This is a genomic window from Arminella tubonensis, assembly GCF_003240585.1.
Lineage (GTDB): Bacteria > Pseudomonadota > Alphaproteobacteria > Rhizobiales > Rhizobiaceae > Rhizobium > Rhizobium tubonense.
In genome coordinates, this window is the sequence record NZ_PCDP01000040.1 from 163,218 (window position 1) to 183,180 (window position 19,963).

General features: G+C 55.9%; 16 protein-coding genes. 8 read left to right on the forward strand and 8 right to left on the reverse strand.

Features of this window, described 5'->3' with window-relative positions:
• The first annotated feature begins 128 nt into the window (after nucleotides 1-128).
• The 6 genes from bamA to lpxB are packed head-to-tail and all read left to right on the forward strand — an operon-like array spanning nucleotide 129 to nucleotide 6,918.
• Complete coding sequence (bamA, locus tag CPY51_RS21130) at nucleotides 129-2,462, forward strand: outer membrane protein assembly factor BamA (protein WP_111162192.1); 2,334 nt, start codon at nucleotides 129-131, stop codon at nucleotides 2,460-2,462.
• 51 nt (nucleotides 2,463-2,513) lie between these two features.
• The gene (gene lpxD / locus CPY51_RS21135; RefSeq protein WP_111162193.1) at nucleotides 2,514-3,581 is read left to right on the forward strand and encodes a UDP-3-O-(3-hydroxymyristoyl)glucosamine N-acyltransferase; all 1,068 of its coding nucleotides are present in this window, start codon (nucleotides 2,514-2,516) and stop codon (nucleotides 3,579-3,581) included.
• Nucleotides 3,574-4,041: a 3-hydroxyacyl-ACP dehydratase FabZ gene (fabZ, locus tag CPY51_RS21140; protein WP_111162194.1), complete on the forward strand. Its 468-nt coding sequence runs from the start codon at nucleotides 3,574-3,576 to the stop codon at nucleotides 4,039-4,041. Before lpxD ends, fabZ begins: the two co-directional genes overlap by 8 nt.
• Entirely contained in the window at nucleotides 4,038-4,856 is an 819-nt protein-coding gene (gene lpxA / locus CPY51_RS21145; protein ID WP_111162195.1) for an acyl-ACP--UDP-N-acetylglucosamine O-acyltransferase, read from the forward strand. The genes fabZ and lpxA overlap by 4 nt, the downstream gene beginning before the upstream one ends.
• 2 nt (nucleotides 4,857-4,858) lie before the next feature.
• Entirely contained in the window at nucleotides 4,859-5,740 is an 882-nt protein-coding gene (locus CPY51_RS21150; protein ID WP_111162196.1) for an LpxI family protein, read from the forward strand.
• Entirely contained in the window at nucleotides 5,737-6,918 is a 1,182-nt protein-coding gene (gene lpxB, locus CPY51_RS21155) for a lipid-A-disaccharide synthase (protein WP_111162197.1), read from the forward strand. Before CPY51_RS21150 ends, lpxB begins: the two co-directional genes overlap by 4 nt.
• A gap of 31 nt (nucleotides 6,919-6,949) precedes the next feature.
• On the opposite strand, the gene gltA is transcribed toward lpxB, so the two are convergent.
• The gene (gene gltA / locus CPY51_RS21160; protein WP_111162198.1) at nucleotides 6,950-8,239 is read right to left on the reverse strand and encodes a citrate synthase; all 1,290 of its coding nucleotides are present in this window, start codon (nucleotides 8,237-8,239) and stop codon (nucleotides 6,950-6,952) included.
• A gap of 303 nt (nucleotides 8,240-8,542) precedes the next feature.
• Here gltA and CPY51_RS33515 point away from each other — a divergent pair, with 303 nt between their 5' ends.
• Both CPY51_RS33515 and CPY51_RS21165 read left to right on the forward strand, forming a co-directional pair.
• Nucleotides 8,543-8,935: a hypothetical protein gene (locus CPY51_RS33515; RefSeq protein WP_244598740.1), complete on the forward strand. Its 393-nt coding sequence runs from the start codon at nucleotides 8,543-8,545 to the stop codon at nucleotides 8,933-8,935.
• Between the two features lie 11 nt (nucleotides 8,936-8,946).
• A complete protein-coding gene (locus tag CPY51_RS21165) occupies nucleotides 8,947-11,025 on the forward strand; it encodes a ComEC/Rec2 family competence protein (RefSeq protein ID WP_244598741.1) in 2,079 nt (692 codons plus the stop codon).
• Here the strand turns inward: CPY51_RS21165 and lexA are convergent.
• The 7 genes from lexA to CPY51_RS21200 all read right to left on the reverse strand — a co-directional run bounded on the left by lexA (nucleotide 10,979) and on the right by CPY51_RS21200 (nucleotide 19,913).
• A complete protein-coding gene (gene lexA / locus CPY51_RS21170) occupies nucleotides 10,979-11,695 on the reverse strand; it encodes a transcriptional repressor LexA (protein WP_111162199.1) in 717 nt (238 codons plus the stop codon). The two genes, CPY51_RS21165 and lexA, sit on opposite strands and share 47 nt — an antisense overlap.
• Before the next feature lie 207 nt (nucleotides 11,696-11,902).
• Entirely contained in the window at nucleotides 11,903-14,122 is a 2,220-nt protein-coding gene (locus CPY51_RS21175) for a hypothetical protein (RefSeq protein WP_111162200.1), read from the reverse strand.
• Nucleotides 14,123-14,195: 73 nt separating this feature from the next.
• Nucleotides 14,196-15,266 carry an ABC transporter ATP-binding protein gene (locus CPY51_RS21180; RefSeq protein ID WP_111162201.1) on the reverse strand — a complete coding sequence of 357 codons (1,071 nt, stop codon included), beginning with the start codon at nucleotides 15,264-15,266 and terminating at the stop codon, nucleotides 14,196-14,198.
• A complete protein-coding gene (locus CPY51_RS21185) occupies nucleotides 15,259-17,280 on the reverse strand; it encodes a DUF5107 domain-containing protein (protein WP_111162202.1) in 2,022 nt (673 codons plus the stop codon). The genes CPY51_RS21180 and CPY51_RS21185 overlap by 8 nt, the downstream gene beginning before the upstream one ends.
• A gap of 10 nt (nucleotides 17,281-17,290) precedes the next feature.
• On the reverse strand, nucleotides 17,291-18,148 hold the full coding sequence (locus tag CPY51_RS21190) for a carbohydrate ABC transporter permease (RefSeq protein ID WP_111162203.1): 858 nt from the start codon (nucleotides 18,146-18,148) through the stop codon (nucleotides 17,291-17,293).
• A gap of 134 nt (nucleotides 18,149-18,282) precedes the next feature.
• Entirely contained in the window at nucleotides 18,283-19,152 is an 870-nt protein-coding gene (locus CPY51_RS21195) for a carbohydrate ABC transporter permease (protein WP_195909587.1), read from the reverse strand.
• Between the two features lie 113 nt (nucleotides 19,153-19,265).
• On the reverse strand, nucleotides 19,266-19,913 hold the full coding sequence (locus CPY51_RS21200; RefSeq protein WP_111162205.1) for an extracellular solute-binding protein: 648 nt from the start codon (nucleotides 19,911-19,913) through the stop codon (nucleotides 19,266-19,268).
• Between the last annotated feature and the right edge of the window lie 50 nt (nucleotides 19,914-19,963).

Consider the following 19,963-nt stretch of genomic DNA (forward strand, 5'->3'; position numbering starts at 1 on the left):
TCGAAATGAAGTAAACAGAAATTAACTTGCTACCTTGCTTGTATGTCAAAAGCGGGTAAAACGACACACGTAGCCGGAATCGAGTTCTCTCGACCTGGGTGACGACTGAAAAAAGGTAAGAAGTGAAAATGAAGGCTGGTTCAAGGTTTTTGAACGCAGTATCGGCGGTTGCGCTGTCTGCTGGTGTTGTTGCTTCTGGTGCGAGTGTCATGACTCTTGCTTCTGCCTCGGTCGCAGAGGCTGCTGTGATTCAGAAGATCGATGTGCGCGGTGCTTCGCGCACCGGCGCCGACGCAGTCAGGGACAACATCACCATCAAGCCGGGCAAGGCCTTCTCGAGCGGCGATATCGATGCATCCGTGAAGCAGCTTTACGCCACCGGTTACTTTACCGATGTGCATGTGACGGTTTCAGGCGGCACGCTGGTCGTCTCCGTAAAGGAAAATCAGCTGATCAATGCGGTCGTCTTCAACGGCAACCGTAAGATCAAGGACGACAAGCTGCAGGGCATCGTCAAGACCCATGCTGCCGGTCCATATGACGAAGCCCAGGTTCAGGCCGACATCAAGACGATCAAGGACGCCTATGCCGTCATCGGCCGCAACGAAGTCCAGGTGACGACACAGACCGCCGAGGTTGCTCCCGGCCGCATGAATCTTGCATTCGTGATCAACGAAGGCGATCGCACCAAGATCGACAAGATCAACTTCACCGGCAATCAGGCCTATGGTGACGGTCGCCTGTCGGCTGTGATCGCAACCAAGAAGACCAATTTCCTTTCTTTCCTGACCCGCAAGGACGTCTACAGCGCTGAAAAGCAGCATGCGGACGAAGATGCGTTGCGCCAGTTCTACTACAATCACGGTTATGCCGATTTCCGCATCGTGTCCTCGGATGCGACGATGGATGAGCAGACCAACGCATATACGATGAACTTCTCGCTCGAAGAAGGTCCGCGCTACAAGTACGGCGATATCAGCGTCGTTTCGACTGTCGACGGTATCAATGGCGACGAGCTCAAGGGTCTTGTCGTCACGCATCCAGGCGACACCTACAGCGCCAAGGAAATCCAGACTTCGATCGAGAACATTTCCAAGCGTGTCGCGGCGGCAGGTTATCCGTTCGCTCGTGTGACGCCGCGCGGCAATCGCAATTTCTCGAACAACACGATCGGCGTTGAATACCTGGTTGACCAGGGCGAGCGCGCCTATGTCGAGCGTATCGAAATTCGCGGCAACACCCGTACCCGTGACTACGTTATTCGCCGCGAGTTCGACCTGAACGAAGGCGATGCCTTCAACCAGGAAATGATCACGCGCGCCAAGCGTCGTCTCGATGCTCTCGGTTACTTCACGACGGTGAATATCACGACCGCTCCCGGCAGTGCTCCGGACCGCGTCGTCGTCATCGTCAACGTCGAAGACCAGCCAACCGGCTCGTTCGGCATCGGTGCAGGCTATTCGGTCGGCAACAATGGCGGTCTTATTCTTGAAGCTTCGATCGAGGAAAAGAACTTCCTTGGTCGCGGCCAGTACATTCGCCTGGCAGTCGGTGCCGGCACCGAGGGCAACCGCACGTACAACATCTCGTTCACCGAGCCTTACTTCCTCGGCTACCGCCTGGCAGCCGGCTTCGACATCTTCAAGAACCAGACGTCGAGCGACGATTTTTACGACTATAGCGAAGAAGGCATATCGTTGCGCGTGACTGCTCCGATTACGGAGAACCTGGCAACGACGCTTCGCTACAACTACAAGAAGCTTCACTACGACGGTACGAATGATTGGCAGGACAACCTTTCTGCTCCTTACCAGAACCTCGTGGAGAATGGTCCTTGGACGCAGTCGAGCGTTTCGCAGACATTCACATACAACACGCTGGACGATCAGAACCTGCCGCGCGAAGGCTTGATCTGGAAGATCACCCATGAGTTCGCCGGCCTCGGTGGAGACTCTGAATTCTACAAGATCAGCGGCAAGGCTCGGTACTATCAGACGATCAGCGACGAGGCAGATATCATCGGCTCGCTGACGGTCGGCGCCGGCTACGTTATCCCGACAGGCGATCACCTCAACGTATTCGACCAGTTCATGATCGGCGGTCGTGAAATTCGCGGCTTCGAGAATTCCGGTATCGGTCCTCGTTCTTCGAATGGCGATCCGCTCGGTGGCACGACCTATTTCACCGCTTCTGCTGAAGCGACGATGCCAATGCCGGGTGTTCCGCAGGACGTCGGTCTCCGTGCTGCAGTCTTTGCCGATGCCGGCACTTTGTACGGCAACAAGGCTGACTTGTTCGGCGACATCCTTCATAACGACAGCACTATCCGCGCTTCGGTTGGTGCTGGTCTGATCTGGGCATCGCCTTTCGGCGTCATCCGTGTGGACTACGCGGTTCCGGTCATGAAGGAAGACTACGACAAGACTCAGAATTTCCGGTTTGGCATCGCGAACCAGTTCTGATATCGGCAGTCCAGAACTGCGGGATAGAATACCGTTCTGGAGCTGTTGTTGATGGAACCTAATTGTTTTTTCCCGCCCCATGATGGCGTCAGCCTGCGTGCGCTGGCCGATCATCTTGGGGCGGAACTTGCCGACGAGGCGACTGCGGATAGGATTGTCCGGTCGGTTTCACCCGTCTACCGGGCTGTCGACGGCGACGTTTGCTATATCCTTTCCCGTAAGAACAAGGACGAGCTTGAGACCTGTCATGCGTCGGCGATCATTTGCGATCCGACGTTGAAGTCGCTCATTCCTCCTCATATTCCAGTCATCCTTTCGTCGAGCCCGCACGCGGCGTTTGCCATCGCCGGTGCGTTGTTGCATCCGGATGCGATGCGTCCAGCGCAATTGACGTCCGAGGCACAGGCGATTTCACCGTCCGCATTCGTGGATCCCACAGCGAGGCTTGAGCCGAACGTCGTGGTCGAGCCAATGGCGGTCATCGGTGCCAATGCAGAGATCGGCGAGGGCACCCGCATCTGTGCCGGCGCCGTGATTGGTGCTGATGTCAAGATCGGCCGAGACTGCACGATCAGCGCCGGTGCCAGTGTTCTATGCGCACTGGTCGGGAACGGGGTCATAATCCACAACGGCGCACGTATCGGGCAGGATGGCTTTGGCTACGCGCCAGGCCCGCGCGGCATGCTGAAGATCGTCCAGATCGGGCGGGTCATCATCCAGGACAATGTTGAGATCGGCGCCAATACGACGATCGATCGAGGCACGATGGACGACACGGTCATAGGTGAAGGCACCAAGATCGACAATCAGGTTCAGATTGGGCATAACGTCCGCATCGGGCGGCATAGTGCCATCGTCAGCCAGGTGGGCATCGCTGGAAGTGCAAAAATTGGTAACGGTGTCCAGATCGGTGGACAAGCCGGCGTGACTGGTCATATCACCATAGGTGATGGCGTCCAGCTCGCGGCGGGCAGCGGGATCATCACAGATATTCCACCGGGCGGGCGCTATGGCGGTGTGCCTGCGCGTCCGATAAAAGACTTCCTGAGGGAGCTGGCGGAAATCATGGCCAAATCCGGAAACCGCAAGAAAAAAGACGGGGTGAGGCAAGATGACTGAGAACGTTAAGGGCTCGCTCGCAACGGCGGAAATCGTCGAAATCATGAAGCTCCTGCCGCACCGCTATCCCTTTCTCTTGGTCGACAGGATCATCGAGATAGACGGGGACAATTCGGCGATCGGCATCAAGAACGTCACCGTCAACGAGCCGCATTTCACGGGTCACTTTCCGAGCCAGCCGATCATGCCCGGCGTGTTGTTGATTGAAGGCATGGCGCAGACGGCTGGTGCCATTTGCGCCCGCAAGGATGGCGAGACGGGTAACCTCGTCTATTTCATGACGATCGACAATGCGCGTTTCCGCAAGCCCGTGGTGCCGGGAGACCGGGTCGAATTTCATGTCGTGAAGCAGAAGCAGCGCGGCAACATCTGGAAGTTTCATTGCGATGCGAAGGTGGACGGTGCCAAGGTTGCCGAAGCCGATATCGGCGCGATGATCGTACGCAAGGAAGAGGCATGAGCTTGATTGCAAAGGGCGCCCGAATTCACCCGATGGCCGTCGTCGAGGACGGCGCCACGATCGGCGAGGGCGTTACTGTCGGCCCCTTCTGCTACGTCGGTGCGAAAGTCGTACTTCACGATAACGTCGTGCTGTTCACCAATGCCGTCGTCACAGGTCGGACCACGATCGGCCAAGGCACAAAGATTTTTCCGATGGCTGTGGTCGGCGGCGATCCGCAGAGCGTGCATCATGGCGGTGAAGAGACGACCTTGACCGTCGGTGACAACTGCACGATCCGCGAGGGCGTGACGATGAATACCGGGACCGCTGAATTCGGTGGTCAAACGATCGTCGGCAACAACAATCTGTTTCTCGCCAATTCGCATGTCGCCCATGACTGCCGCGTCGGCGACAACGTCATAATGTCGAATAACGTCATGCTTGCCGGCCACGTCGTCATCGAAGACCGGGCCATCCTCGGCGGTGGCTGTGCCGTTCACCAGTTCACGCGCGTCGGTCGCCACGCCTTTATCGGCGGTTTGTCGGCCGTCAGCTACGATGTGATCCCTTATGGAATGCTGAATGGCAATCCTGGTGTTCTGGGCGGCTTGAACGTCGTAGGCATGACGCGTGCAGGGGTCGAACGCGCCGTCATCCACAGGGTGCGCCGTGCCTTCAAAGCCATCTTTGAAGGTGAGGGCTCGATCCGGGACAATGCCGCTTCCATCCGCGGTGAATATGCTGATTGCAAGGAAGCAATGCAGATCCTTGATTTCATCGCCGCCGACAGCGATCGCGCGCTTTCATCTCCAAACCGGGGGCAGAAAGGCTGACGGTGATCGCGGACGGCCAAAACGGCAAGGGCAGGCTGGCGATCATCGCCGGCAGCGGATATCTCCCGACCTATGTTGCCGCGGCTGCTCGCCACGCCGGCGAAAATCCTGTCATCATCGTCTTGAAGAATGAAGCCGATCGCGATTGGACGGCATATGATCACGCCGTGCTCGGCGTTGGCGATTTTGCCGGTTTCCAGACCGTCTTCGACACATATGACGTCCACCGCATCGTCATGTCCGGCAGTGTCCGCCGGAGGCCTGAATGGCGCGAGATCAGGCCGACCTGGCAATCGCTGAGGAAAATGCCGGGCGTCGTTCGTACGCTGTTGTCAGGCGGCGACGATGCTGTTTTGCAGATGGTCATCAAGTTGCTTGAGGGTAAGGGACGCCGGGTGATCGGAGCGCACGAGATTGCTCCCGATCTTCTGGCCGTCACCGGTCCGCTCGGACGGCACTCCCCATCCGATGACGACATGCGGGATATATCGCAAGCCTCGAAGGCGGCCGACGCGCTGGGAACCCTTGATGTGGGGCAGGGCGCGGTAAGCGTTGGTGGCCGCATCGTGGCATTGGAGGGTGTCGAGGGAACCGACCAGATGATCGAGCGCGTGGCAGCGTTGAGAGCCGAAGGCCGGATATCTCCAAGGCGCCGCGGCGTGCTGGTCAAGTTATGCAAGCCGCAGCAGGACGTCCGTGCCGATTTGCCTTCCATAGGCCTCTCGACCATTCTCAATGCCAAGAAGGCAGGCCTTGCCGGCGTTGCCCTCGAAGCTGGCCGCGCGCTTATTCTTGAGCGCGAGGCCGTCATCGCGACTGCGGACGAGGCGGGCATGTTCGTCTATGGCATCGATCGCGGACTGAACGCGGAAGAACTGACGTGACCGGAGCGCCGTTGAAAGTCGCGATCATTGCCGGCGAAGTCTCCGGCGATCTCCTGGGCGCCGATCTGGTCGCGGCGTTGAAGCAGCAGCATGCAGGTCCGCTCGAGCTGATCGGCGTCGGTGGCGATGCACTGGAGGCGCAGGGACTGCGATCGCTCTACGACTTCTCTGAATTATCGCTCATGGGCTTTACGCAGGTGCTCGCCCGCTTGCCAAGGTTGATCGCCCGCATTCGCGAGACGGCTGCCGCCATCGTGGCCGCACAACCCGATGTTCTTGTTATCATCGATAGTCCGGACTTTACCCACCGCGTCGCAAAACGCGTTCGCAAGGCCCTGCCGGACTTGCCGATCATCAACTACGTGTGCCCGAGCGTCTGGGCCTGGAAGGAATATCGGGCGCAGGAGATGCTCTCCTATGTCGATCACGTCCTTGCTATTTTGCCCTTTGAGCCCGACGTGATGCAACGTCTCGGCGGTCCGCCAACCACCTATGTCGGTCACCGGCTGGTGACGGATATTTCGCTGCTCGAGACCCGTCGCCAGCGCGCACTTCGCCCGCTGCCGAACCCCGGGGATGAGAAGACCATCCTGCTTCTGCCGGGGTCGCGCGCTTCGGAAATAACACGCCTTTTGCCGGTGTTTGAAAGCGCAACGACGGAACTTAGCCGGCGAAACAACTCAATCCGTTATCTGTTGCCGACGGTTCCGCGTCGCGAGCAACAGGTGCGCAGTCTGGTTGCGGATTGGCAGAACAAGCCCGAGATCGTCGTTGGCCCAGCCGCAAAATGGCAGGCATTTGCCGAAGCCGATGCGGCGATCGCCGCGTCCGGCACTGTGATCCTGGAATTGGGTCTCGCCGGCGTTCCTGTCGTTTCGACTTATAGCACCGATTGGATCGTCAAGATGCTGCACAAGCGGATCAAGGCCTGGACCGCTGCATTGCCGAACCTGATCGCTGACTACATTCTCGTGCCGGAGCAGATCAACGAGATGTTGCGGCCGGGAGTGCTTGCGCGCTGGCTCGAACGTTTGTCGAGCGACACGCTGCAGCGCAAGGCAATGATAGAAGGCTTCGACCTCGTATGGCAGAGAATGCAGACGGAGCGACCACCGGGCGAAAAGGCCGCATCAGTGGTTCTCGATGTGCTCTCAAGAAAAAAACCCGGCCATTTCTGACCGGGTTTTCGTTTTCTCATGTCTTCGCGCTTCAGCGCTTCGAGACGGGCACGTAGTCGCGCTGCGGCTCGCCGGTGTAGAGCTGGCGTGGACGGCCGATGCGCTGCTCCGGATCCTCGATCATTTCGTTCCACTGCGCGATCCAGCCGACAGTGCGGGCGAGAGCGAACAGCACGGTGAACATGGTCGTGGGGAAGCCGAGGGCCTTGAGCGTGATGCCGGAGTAGAAGTCGATGTTTGGATAAAGCTTCTTCTCGATGAAGTAGCTGTCCGTCAGCGCGATGCGTTCCAGTTCCATTGCAACGTCCAGCAACGGATCGTCCTTGATGCCAAGTTCGGCAAGAACTTCGTGCGTGGTCTTCTGCATGATCTTCGCGCGCGGATCGTAGTTCTTGTAGACGCGGTGGCCAAAGCCCATCAGGCGGAAAGGATCGTTCTTGTCCTTGGCGCGAGCGATATATTCCGGGATACGATCGACCGTGCCGATTTCTGTCAGCATGTTCAGGGCGGCCTCGTTGGCGCCGCCGTGAGCCGGGCCCCAGAGGCAGGCAATGCCGGCCGCGATGCAGGCGAACGGATTGGCACCCGAGGAGCCGGCGAGACGAACCGTCGACGTCGACGCGTTCTGCTCGTGGTCGGCGTGCAGGATGAAGATGCGGTCCATGGCGCGAGCAAGCACCGGGTTGACCACATATTCCTCGCAAGGAACGGCAAAACACATGCGCAGGAAGTTCGACGCGTAATCGAGGTCGTTCTTCGGATAAACGAAGGGCTGGCCGATGTGATACTTGTAAGCCATCGCGGCAAGCGTCGGCATCTTGGCGATCATGCGCAGGCTTGCGACCATACGCTGATGCGGATCGGTAATGTCGGTGGAGTCGTGATAGAAGGCCGACAGCGCGCCAACACAACCGCACATGACGGCCATGGGATGCGCATCGCGGCGGAAGCCGGTGAAGAAGCGCGACATCTGCTCATGCACCATCGTGTGATGCACGACGCGATGGTCGAAGTCTTTCTTCTGTGCTGCCGTCGGTAGTTCGCCGTAAAGCAGCAGGTAGCAGACTTCCAGGAAATCGCCGTTCTCAGCGAGATGTTCGATCGGATAGCCGCGATGAAGCAACACGCCCGCGTCGCCGTCGATATAGGTAATCTTGGACTCGCAGGACGCGGTGGAAGTGAAGCCCGGGTCGTAGGTGAACGATGAGGTGTTCTTATAAAGGGCACCAATATCAAGGACGCTGGGGCCGATGGTGCCGGTCTTGACCGGCAGGTCGACCGTCTTATCACCCCAAGTCAGTTTCGCGCTTTGTTCCGTCATGCTGATCCTCCAAGATTTGGCGGGTTGGCGCCACAAAAAGCGCCAAATGGTTAAGCGTCACACGATTAGCTATATGATCCAGACGCTAATGCCAAGTTACCCTGACGCCTATTTGTGCATTGCGGTATCAACTTTTGAGCATTGGAAAAATCGTGACAATTCGGCATTTGCAGCCCTCGATGGCTCGATAGCGAGGCAGGGTAGCAATTAAGAAAGATTTAATCGATTTTAGTTGAAATTCTCGATTAAAGGTTGCAAATTTCACGGGAAAATGGACTGCTATATGCGGGGCGCAAGACGGAAATGTCGGAATTGGAGGCGCCTGACGTAAAGGTGAGGCAGCGAGATTTCTCGGCCTTTGCAGGGACGCCGCGTGCCTGGCCCGTCGCTCCGATTATCAACGCGACCCAGGCCACCCGGACGCAGGAAAACGTAGCACTTCAGTTCCGACTGAGGCTCGCTGCGCTGTCTTCACGTGCGGCAACCGCTTGCCTTCTTCTTGAGGAAGCCGCCTATGGACGCGCCCTGCTGTTCGCGCCCGTCTATATCGGCAGCGGCGCGATAGCATGGTTTGCCGCAAGCGTCGATCCACCGCTTGCAGCGATTGTCGCCGGTTTTTTGATTTTCTCCGTAAGTCTCCTGATACAACGCCGAGCCGGACCGGCACTGCGTCATCTTCTCTTTGCTGTATGTTAGTTCTTGCCGGAATGCTTCTGGCTCAATGGCAAACCTGGAGCGCCGCGACAATCATGCTGGACTCACCTGTGACGACAACGGTCACGGGCCGCGTCGAGCGACGGGAGATCGATGATCGAGGCCGCTGGCGATATATCATCGACGTCGTCGCAACCGATGCGCCAGCGGTGCACCGTCCGCCCGAGAAGGTCTCCATTCTCGCCCGCGGCCAGGACGTTCCGTTTGATCTGGGTGACCTCGTTCGCGGCAAGGCGCGCCTCACACCGCCGGCGGGACCGGCTTTGCCGGGGATGAACGATTTTGCGTTCAGAGCATATTTTAACGGCATCGGCGCCAACGGCTTCTTTTACGGCCAGCCGGACCTATTGTCCCCGGCCGGTGATGTGAGCGATCGCCCGTTCCTTGCGAAATTCGATCTTTGGCTCGCTGCGTTGCGGGGTAGCATCGGCGACCGCATCCGCGCAATTCTTCCCGGTGACACCGGTGCTTTCGCCGCATCGCTGGTCAATGACGAGCGCCGGGCCATCTCGCAGGAGACGACGGAGGCGTTGCGGGTTTCAGGCCTGGCCCACATCATTGCGATCTCTGGACTGAATATGGCCCTGTCAGCCGGCATCTTCTATGTCGGTATGCGCTATGCGCTCAGCCTGTTTCCGGGCGTCGCTCAGCGATGGCCGACTAAGAAGATCGCAGCTCTCGGCGCGCTGGTAACGGTGACCGCTTATTATTTCATCTCCGGCTTTGGCGTATCGGCCGAGCGCGCATTCGTGATGATGGCGATCATGCTGGTGGCGGTGCTTTTCGATCGGTCGTCTGTCAGCCTTCGCAACGTTGCGCTGTCGGCTATCGCCATTCTCATATTGTCGCCATCGGAGGCGCTCGGGCCAAGCTTTCAGATGTCTTTCGCAGCGACACTGGCGCTTGTTTCAGGCTACTCGCTCTGGACGCGCCGACCGATGCGCGAGCGCCGTTTCCTGGCTCTGCCAGGGTCTAGGCCAATTGCAGTTATTGCCCGCTTCTTCGCTGGCATCGCGTCGACCTCGTTCATCGGCGGGGCATCGACCGCGATCTTCTCCATCGAGCACTTTCATCGATTGGCAACATACGGTCTGGTCGCCAATCTTGCCGCGATGCCGGTCGTTTCCTTTATCGTCATGCCTGTGGGGATGCTGGCTACGCTTCTGATGCCCTTCGGCCTCGACTACTATCCCTGGAAAATAACCGGGTTCGGGCTCGATCTCGTGATCTTTGTCGCCAAGACCGTCGCTGCCTGGGGCGGCAATATCCCTTTTGCGCGGCTGCCAGGGTGGTTTTTCCCGGTCATCATCGCCGGCTTCCTGCTGATGACGATCCTAAGGACTAGGTTGCGCCACGCCGGCGCATTGCTGATTGCACTCTCTATTGCCTCGGTTGCGCTGATGCCCCGGGCGCTGAAGCCGGAATTGCTGATCTCGGAGGATGGCGAACTGGTGGCAATCTTTCATGACGGTCGACTCGAACCCAATCGCGAACGACCGCCGGATTTCACCTTCAAACAATGGCAAAGCGGCCTCGCAGTGTTTGACGAGCAACCACCGAAGATGCTTCCGAAGGACGACACCACGCCCTCAGGCCGACGCAAGCCGGGCTCTCCCCGGCTGACCCTTGACGCCGAACAGCAAAGGACACTGCGACACGCGATCGAAGCAGCCCTCGATCAGGTCCCACCAGGCAGCTTTGCCTGCCACGGCAAGGATTGGTGTGCCGCTATACTGGACAACGGCCAGATACTCGTGACCATCGACGATGCTGGCTATCTTGGCCCGGCCTGCGAGACCGCGGACATCGTCGTCACACCCGCGCGGCTGCGTCTCGACCGATGTCGTTCCGGAGCAAAAATCTTCACCGCTGCCGGCTTAAGAAGAACCGGCTCGGTCGAGATGGACCTATCAGAAGATCCTTCTATTACAGTTGCCTTTCCGAGCGTCGAACGACCTTGGAACCGCCATCGCGCCTATGATTGGCGTACAGGCACGTTTGCTTCATCGACCGGGTCGCCACCAGTCAGTGATAGCGGCGGATCAATCCCACCAGCTTCCCCTGAACCTTGACCCGATCTGGCCCGAAGATTCGTGTTTCATAAGCCGGATTGGCGGCTTCAAGCGCAATCGATGCGCCCTTGCGGCGAAAGCGCTTTAGCGTTGCCTCTTCATCATCGACAAGCGCAACGATGATATCGCCGGGGCTGGCAGTCGTCGTATTGCGGATAATAACCGTGTCGCCGTCGAAGATGCCGGCCTCGATCATAGAATCACCCTTGACCTCAAGTGCATAATGCTCGCCGGCGCCGAGCATATCCGCGGACACGAAGATGTCGTGGGTGTTGTTCTGGATCGCCGAGATTGGAACACCGGCAGCAATCCGGCCCATCATTGGAACCGAAACAGAATTACCATTGTCGTCGTTGGCAGGCTTCGAGGATGCCGGAACAAGCTGAGGCTTTCCGAGGCTGCCTTCGATGACGCTCGGCGAAAAGCCGCGCCGCGGTTGCAGGCTGGAATTATAAGCTTCCGGTAGCTTGATGACCTCGAGCGCACGCGCCCTGTTCGGCAGTCGGCGAATAAAGCCGCGCTCCTCGAGCGCAGTGATCAGCCGATGAATTCCCGATTTGGACGCAAGATCCAATGCATCTTTCATCTCGTCGAAGGAGGGCGGTACGCCGGATTCCTTCATGCGTTCGTGAATGAAAAGAAGCAGTTCCTGCTGTTTGCGCGTCAACATATTGCCGGACCCCAAATATGAAACAAATCCAGAACAGACACTATCTGTTCCATATGTGTTCCGCAAGGGCTTAAATTTTCGTGAAGCTCTTTGGCGCGCGAGAGTTATTTCGAGATATCTGAAGGCCAAGAAACCTTGGCCGTTGAAGGAACGGGGGCCGGTTTTCGCCGCAATAGATGCGAGCTTTACCGCCCCCGTTGCCAAGTCTCAATTGCCAGGAGTAATTCTAAGCAGCTGATTGTTTGCCGGCCAAACGGTTATGGATGCAGGCGAGGTCGCATCCCAGTCTCGGACCGGAGCCATTAAGCCGAAGCCGTAGGAAAAACTGAACGCCAAACCGCTATACCTGTTTATCAGCCGATATAGCGTTTCGTTGCCAACTCCCGACACATGCTCCAAGTACCATTGTTGAGCTAGGCTATTGCGATTGCTATCATCCTGTGAAGCTGTGGCAGTCGCTCCACTGTCGATATTGGTATAGGTGGCACTGTCAGCAAGACTGACCACCGCACCCCATCGGCGTGACGGCCATTTGGAAGCGGCCGTTGCGTTTTCAGGGATGGCGGATGTTTTGGTCGTTGAATCCGCGGCAGGTCCAGGCAGTCCATAGCCGATATCGGAGGCTGATGCCGACGTTAACAATGGCGAGCTACTTGGCAATCCAGTATTGCCAGGTCCGGCCAGCCCGTTGCTAGCATATTTTTCGAATTCCGCCGTTGTCGCGCGATCCGAAATGCTCAGATAACGTTTAGAGTACAAATCCTGGATACGGAAAAAGCCATCATCCGTGGCTTCAAATATCCACTTGTTTCCAGAAAAACCGAGGAGGCCAAAGCCGCCCTGATTTTCCAGTTTGTATGCGGAACCTGAAACTACCGGTTCCTTCCCTGCGCAGGGTATCCCCGCATTGCACGTGATTGTCACGGGAATGTATTCGGCACCGCTATTTTCAGAGCATTCGTGTGAGCAATATGACCGGAAGGTCTTTCCGGTTACCTGGCTTGACGTCTTGCTTTTATCATCCAGCATCCATCGGTACCAGCTCCTTGTCTTATAGTCTGCAAACTCGCCGGCCATGGTCCATCTTTGAGTGGCAAGGTCATCGCTTACATAAAAGGGAAGAGGTTTCTTGCCATCGGGCCCGGCAGCGTCGATCCCGGACCGATCAGGCGTGCCAATATATTTGCCGAGAAAGGCATTCCAGGAAACGTTTATCACCCTGAGATCGGAAGGAACGTAGCCGAGTTGGTTCGGGGTCCCGGCTTTTACAGGATCATATTCCTTGGTGCTGTAACCAAGGGCGTTCTCAGCAGTAATCGGTATCAGATTGCTCTCCTTGCCCCCAACACCGGGCTCCTCCCATTTTCCGTTATACCACTTTTTCCAGGAGTCAGGCCTCATCTTGTCCTTGATCGGCGCGCGGGCAACAAATTCCCATATATGGTCGCTAAATCCGGGCTGTATCCTTGCCGAGTAAAACATGTAGAAATACCCCGATCGGGTGTCGACCACGAGCCGAGGATCACCATCGCCGTAATAGTACGATCCCTTGAGGGATGGGTCGGTCTTGTCTACACCCGTTAGAGTGCTAGTGACACCGTAATAAGGAAAAGGGCTTGTGATGATCGGCGCCAGGATCGTCCACGTCTTCCCATGATCCTGCGACCTTGCATATTCTATCGCGTCCATCCTGGGATATGTTCCAAAATGCTCCTCGTGAACCAGCCCATACCAGTCGGCAGTATCCGGATCCACCCAAAGGCCTGTCAAAGTACAAAAATTGTTATAGTTGTAACCGCTTGCGTATTGTTTGAATTTCACATTCTGGTTCGTCAAATATGTATACAACTGCGCAGAGTTTGTTACCTTTTGATCATTTATTCTGTCGATTAATTTTTTAAAACCCCCGTCAGTTTTTTCGAAGTCGCTGTCGACGGTCGCAATGCCCTTCTTCAAGAGCGCGGCCTTGATTACAGGCGCGTAGGCCTGAAGACTAACATTAAAGGCGCCTATGCCATTCTGCGTAGTAATGTCGAATGTCTTGTCTACTTTTGCGTTGGGATGGCTGATGGAATAGGGGCTAAAATCGCATAGAATTGTCGTATTTTGGACGGTGATATTATCCCGAGCCAAACCTATGTTCGCATTTATACCGTCAAAGTCCTTTCCGGTAAGAAAGCGCCATGTATGATCATGATTATCCTGTTGGTATGGGCTGTATTGAGACAGTGAATCAGTTACATGGAATTTTCCTGTGTCATCAAAGAACACGCTCGCAGGTATGTCGTTAACAATACCGTTAGGAACTGGTTTGCCATGACTGAGCGTGAACGTTGGCGTCAGCTGCGCTTGAGCCGCGGGAGGTGTGGAAGTCTGTCCGGAATACACCATCCATAGTGCCGCTATAAAATTATAAAGAAGCTCCATAGTATTATCCTCTTATAATAGGTTACTGATGAAATAATTCCATTATTTCAGTAATTCCCTCCTCTTTAGTTTGCTAAACTGCCGCTCCTTCGAGATCAAATTGATGGATATGTTTCCCATTGGTTGACAACAATAAGATTTCACCGGATTTGATTGGAGCTTGTCCCTTAAATTTGGCCGTCAACGGCTGACCATCCGAGACGACGCCATAACAAAGTGTCTCGTCCCCGAGATGTTCGACCACTTCCGTTCGAAAGGTGAACCCATCCGTCGAACCGATGACAAAGTCGTCGGGTCTGATTCCCAATGTGATCTTCGAACGAGGAATGGTCGCGGTCATTTGGGGCAAACGGATCGTGCTGCCGTCCTTGAACTCGGCAACGGATCCGTTGACATCGCGTGCTATACTTTCGACCTCGATAAAGTTCATGGGGGGTTGCCCCAGAAAGCTCGCCACGAATTTATTGACGGGTTTGTTGAAGAGATCGAGTGGCCGTCCCTCTTGCTCGATGCGGCCATCGCGCATGACGACGATACGGTCTGCCAGCGTCATGGCTTCAACCTGGTCATGCGTGACATATATCATCGTACTTCCAAGCCGGTGGTGGAGCTTTGCCAGCTCGACCCGCATCTCCGCGCGAAGAGCCGCGTCAAGATTGGACAACGGTTCATCGAACAGAAAGACACGCGGGTTGCGCGCAAGTGCGCGACCGATAGCGACCCGCTGACGCTGCCCGCCCGACAGCGCCTTCGGCTTTCTGTGGAGGAGATGGTCAAGCTTGAGAAGCTTCGAAATGTCGAGCACTTTTTCTGTAATCGCCGGCTTTGGCGTGCCGGCAATTCTCAAGCCAAAGCCTATGTTCTCGGCAACCGTCATATGGGGATAAAGCGCGTAGGATTGGAACACCATGGCCACGCCACGTTCGGAAGGCGTAGCCGCCGTCATGTCCTCTCCATCAATGATCAGCTTGCCGTCGGCTATCTTTTCAAGTCCGGCAATACAACGTAGCAAGGTCGACTTGCCGCAGCCCGAGGGGCCGACCAGAACCACGAACTCACCCTGCGAAATCTCAAGGCTAACATCGCGAATGATCTCCACGGCGCCATAGGATTTTCGAATATTCTGCAGTGTTACATCACCCATGATTGTCGTTTTGATCCTTGTTTGATGATGCTGGTTGTGACGCAGCCAGCATTCGGAAGTCGAGATGCTTTGGTAGTGGGTTTGAGCGGAGTACTGCGGCGGCTTCTTCGCCTGACAATTCGCGTTCGAGCCGCTCCATCGCCAAGCCAATCTGTAAACCCTGCCACAGTTCATCAAGCGTCGTTTCGCCCTCGCGAATGGTTGCGAACTGGCGCTCGAGTATGGTCTGGAGTGTGTCGAAGTCGCTCTGTCGCAACGCCAATATTGCTCGAGCAATTTCAATACGTTCCTGTGTGAGGACGGGTGCCGGCAGGGTTCTGATAAATGCATTGAGCGCATTGAAACGCTCAAGCCGCTGGAGAAATTCAACAATTTCGACGGCAAGCGACGGCGGCGCACCTGGTAGAGCCCACGCTCGTCGATAGTGTTCCTCGGCAATTTGGTCATCTGCCAGCAATGCCAGATTTCGCTCGCCCAACCATGTCGGCTTGATCGCTATCGACTGTGAAAAAAGAGCTCGTGCTTCCTCATATCGATCGTCATCCAATGCGGCGATGCCTAACACCAGGGAATGGAGCCACGTTTGCCCCTGAGATTCTGCACTTTCGCACAGGGCTGCGCACCATCGCGGCGAAACAACGAAATCATCCGGAATAGCCTCAAGAGACTTTTGAGAGGACCCGCTGCCACTTGCGAGTTCGTCCCAGGGCGAGACCGGGGCCTCCACGTCGAAATTCAGCCCCTTTGCGATTGCCTTGCCGGTCAATCGCTCATGTCGCATACCCCAGGCGGATCCGGACTGAAGCCTCTTGCCAGGCGTTGAGGCGACTTTGCGTAGGAATGCATCTACGTCTGCAAAGTCAGCTTCATCAAATCGCCGCTCTACGAGCCTAGCTGTGGCAGCACAGGCGCTTGCATAATCAGCCTGATGCACATCATGGGCGTCCCCAACGAGTGATGCGAAGCATTCCGTAAACTCGACTATCCCCGAAGCGGGAAGCACGAAGCGCTGGTTCTGTGTCGGTGTGATGCCAGACTGAATTTCAAGATAGCGTCCTTCGCCGTCGAGGGAAAGAAAGTCCATCCAGTGCTGGCCCCCGCTTGCTTCCCCGAAATAGAAAAACTTGCGACCGCGCAATTCCCGTGTGGATGTTTGGGCAAGGCCTACGCCGGATGCATCAAGCGCTGCGATCCAGCGCCGGTCAGCTTGCGGCTTACGGAAGAAAACCGACGTCGCATTCTGCCAGTTTTCCGGATACGAGCCATCGAAACCATGGCCATGCGGAAAGTCGAAGCGAGCCAACTCATTGCCCGGCAGGACATGCTCGATCGAGTAGTCGGCTGGACTGAGGACGCGCAGACCAGAGCTCATTGGTACAGCCACGTTGGTCCACCAATAAGCCAGCTTCTCGTGCGAATCCGGGTTTACTATTCGACCGTGGACGTAAACCTGATCCCCGTCGGGTGGTAGAAACAGATCGATCTGCCAAGCCGCTTCTATGACGCGATCGAACTCAAACAAGCGAAGAATCGGCCCGCGTTCAGTTTCAAGTCGCTCAGCAAAAACAGGAGCGCAGCTGAAGGGAGTGTGGCCCGGAATCAGTCCGTTCCATTCGATGCCTCCTGAAAACCAGGCGCCGAGAGCGGCCAGATTCGCTGGTTGAAAAACCGGGTTTCGAAATACAAGATCGCGTTCAAGGCGTTTGTCGTAAAACTCGAACACGCGTCCGCCGTGTTTGGGCAACACGCTCAGCCTCAGGTGATCATTTTCGATCCGGATCGCTTCAAGCGTACCCGGCCGTTGTGAACGGTCATAGTCGTTGAGGACCCTGTAGGGAAGGATTGAGGAATCGCCCCACTGAAAGCCATGCGCGCTCTCTTCGTCGCTTAGCCCACGATTTTCCGGCGTCGAATTGACAGGTATTGGTTGCTGCCAGTGAAATGTGGGAAGTTTGTCCGGCTCACCTAACCTCGAACTTGGTAATTTCAGCGACGCCATCTCAATAACAGTCATGGGATCATCCTCATTTGACGCCGCCTACCGTGAGGCCCCCGATCATGCGCTCTGAAACAACGGCGAATAGAATAATTGTCGGAACCATAACGATGGTCACTCCCGCAAAGAGGGCGGCCCAATCGCCGCCGGAATATTGCATCGACGTGACCAGTGCGTAGATCCCGAGTGAGAGCGTTCGCTTGTCCGGGCTATTCAACAGCACAAGTGAAAGTTGATACTCATTCCACAATCCAACGAAGTTCATGATCGCGACGGTCGCAATTCCCGGCATTGCCAGCGGCAACATAATGTGCCGGAAAGCCTGGAAGTCGGAACATCCATCGATAACGGCAGCGGATTCCAATTCGCTTGGTAGCGATGAAAAAAAACCTGTCAGCACATAGATCGTAAATGGGAGGGAGAGGGCGATATAGACGATGGACAGACCGGTAAGCGTGTCCCCAAGGCGCAAACGCGTCATGATAACGAACAGGGGGACAAAAAGCAGAGGGTAAGGGACACCCATGCCGAAAACAAAGAAGTTCGAGATCGTCTCTCTTCCGCGAAAATGGCCACGGCTGAGGACATAGGCCGCCGGGACGGCAACAAGCAGCAACCCTGCAACGGAGGCGGAAACAACCATTATGCTGTTGAGGAAGTAACTGCCGAAACGGTTCGCAATCCAAACCTTTGCGTAGTTCTCGAATACTGGATCAAGTGGAATACTCCAGGGGCTACGGAATAGGTCACGATTATTCTTGAGGGAGGCAGTGACTATCCAGACCACAAAGAAGGTCGTGAACAACGACCGTCCACCCAGGAAAAAATAAGCAACAAGTCGTTTCCAGCGCTTGATGGAGGCAAATTGCGAAACAATACTAAGCATTTTTCTAAAGCTTTCTCAGACCATATTGGTCGTATTCTTTATCTTGCTTGGTTAGTACAAGGTCGATCGCCCGCGCGTGGAGCTCGATCCTCGTCACTTTACTTGATCTGGTCGTCTCTGTGATTTGAAAGGCGCTAATATTCCAGACGTTCACGGCGAAGCGCGACGCGAAACACGAAGACGGCAAGGATCGTGAATATGAACATCATCACGCCGATCGCCGTTGCGTATCCGAGCGCGTAGACCGGCTGGCGCTGACCAAACCCCATGATCAGAAGATAAATTGAAGGGGTATACAGATTTTGGTCGATGTTCGGACCACCGAATGCATAGGGAAATTCCAGCATTTTGATTGCTTGGATTGCCCAAAGGACCAAAGTTATAACGATCACATCCCAGATCATCGGCACCGTGACGAAGCGGAACATTTGGAAATCCGACGCGCCTTCAAGCCGGGCGGCTTCGTACATTTCAGGCGGAATCTTGTCCGCGCCTGCGAGGATCAATATTGTAAAGAAGCCTGCGGATACCCACACAAGTCCGATCATCATCGACCAGAACATATGTTCCGGCGCGGTCCATGAGATTGAAGCCAGTTGGTTCAATCCGAGCGATTTCAGAAAACTTGTCAGAAGACCGTAACGCGGCATGAAAACAAAGGACCAGAAGGTCGTGATGGCAACCACAGCGATCACGTTGGGCATGAAAATAAGCGCGCGAAAAAACTTCTTTCCCCAAATTCCCGAGTTGATGAGCACGGTGAAGAGAAAGGCAAGACCAAAAACCGAGACGCCGCCGACTATCAGGATTACGAACATATTAAGGTTGGCGGTCCAGAAGACGCTGTCCGTCAACAGTGATTTATAGTTGTTCATTCCAACCCACAGCGGGTCTTGGCCAAAACCCGAAGTGCTGTAAAAGCTGAGGCCAAAGGCACCTGCCGTCGGAAGCACCAGAAACCCGAGAAAAAGAGCTATTGCAGGTGCAAGGAAAGCGATGATCATTCGTCGTCGCATCATGGAAAACATCCTGGCTATGCCGAGTTTGAAATGTCGAACCGAGCTGGCTCTGCGATGCGATCCCGCAATCAAACTAAACTGCGGGATCTTCGACCGAACTAGCCAGGGTTCCTTTCCCAATACTCCTTGGTTTTCGCCGCCAGAATGTCGACGAGCACCTCCGGTGCAATCTGCCCAAGGAACATCTTGTTGTGCTCAGGCTCGGCGACGGTTGCATAGAAAGCCGGATAGGCCACATCCAGGCCACCGCCGACACCTTGCAGGGCAGTTGCTTGAGACGCCGCCTCCTCCGCATCGTGCAGCGCTTCCGGCCACTTCACGCCCTTACGGGTGACACCAACACCACCTATTTCTGCCATGAGCTTTTGCGAATGTTCGCCTAGCGCGAATTTAATAAAATCAATGGCTTCCTTGGGGTGCGGCGAGTTTTTCAACACCATGAACGACAGAAGCGCTACCTCCAGGTCGGTGGCTTTTCCGGACCCGCCTGCTACAGTCGGAAAATTGAACGCACCCCAGCGGAAATCCTTTCCTGCGCTCGACGCCAGTTCCGACGGCAACCATGAGCCGACCAATTCGCCGATCGAATCCCCAAAGGCAATCGTCTGTTGCCCCGCGGGATACTGGAACCCTCGTGCGTCTTCGGCGATGCATTTTGCATCCCAGAGTTTGCGCTCATCTTGAGCAGCTTGGAGAACGGCAGGGTTCTTCCAACCGTCACCGCTTTTGTCCAACATAATATGCATCAGACTTCCCGGACCTAATCGGCGCTCGATCAGGTGTGAGAAGTAGAGCC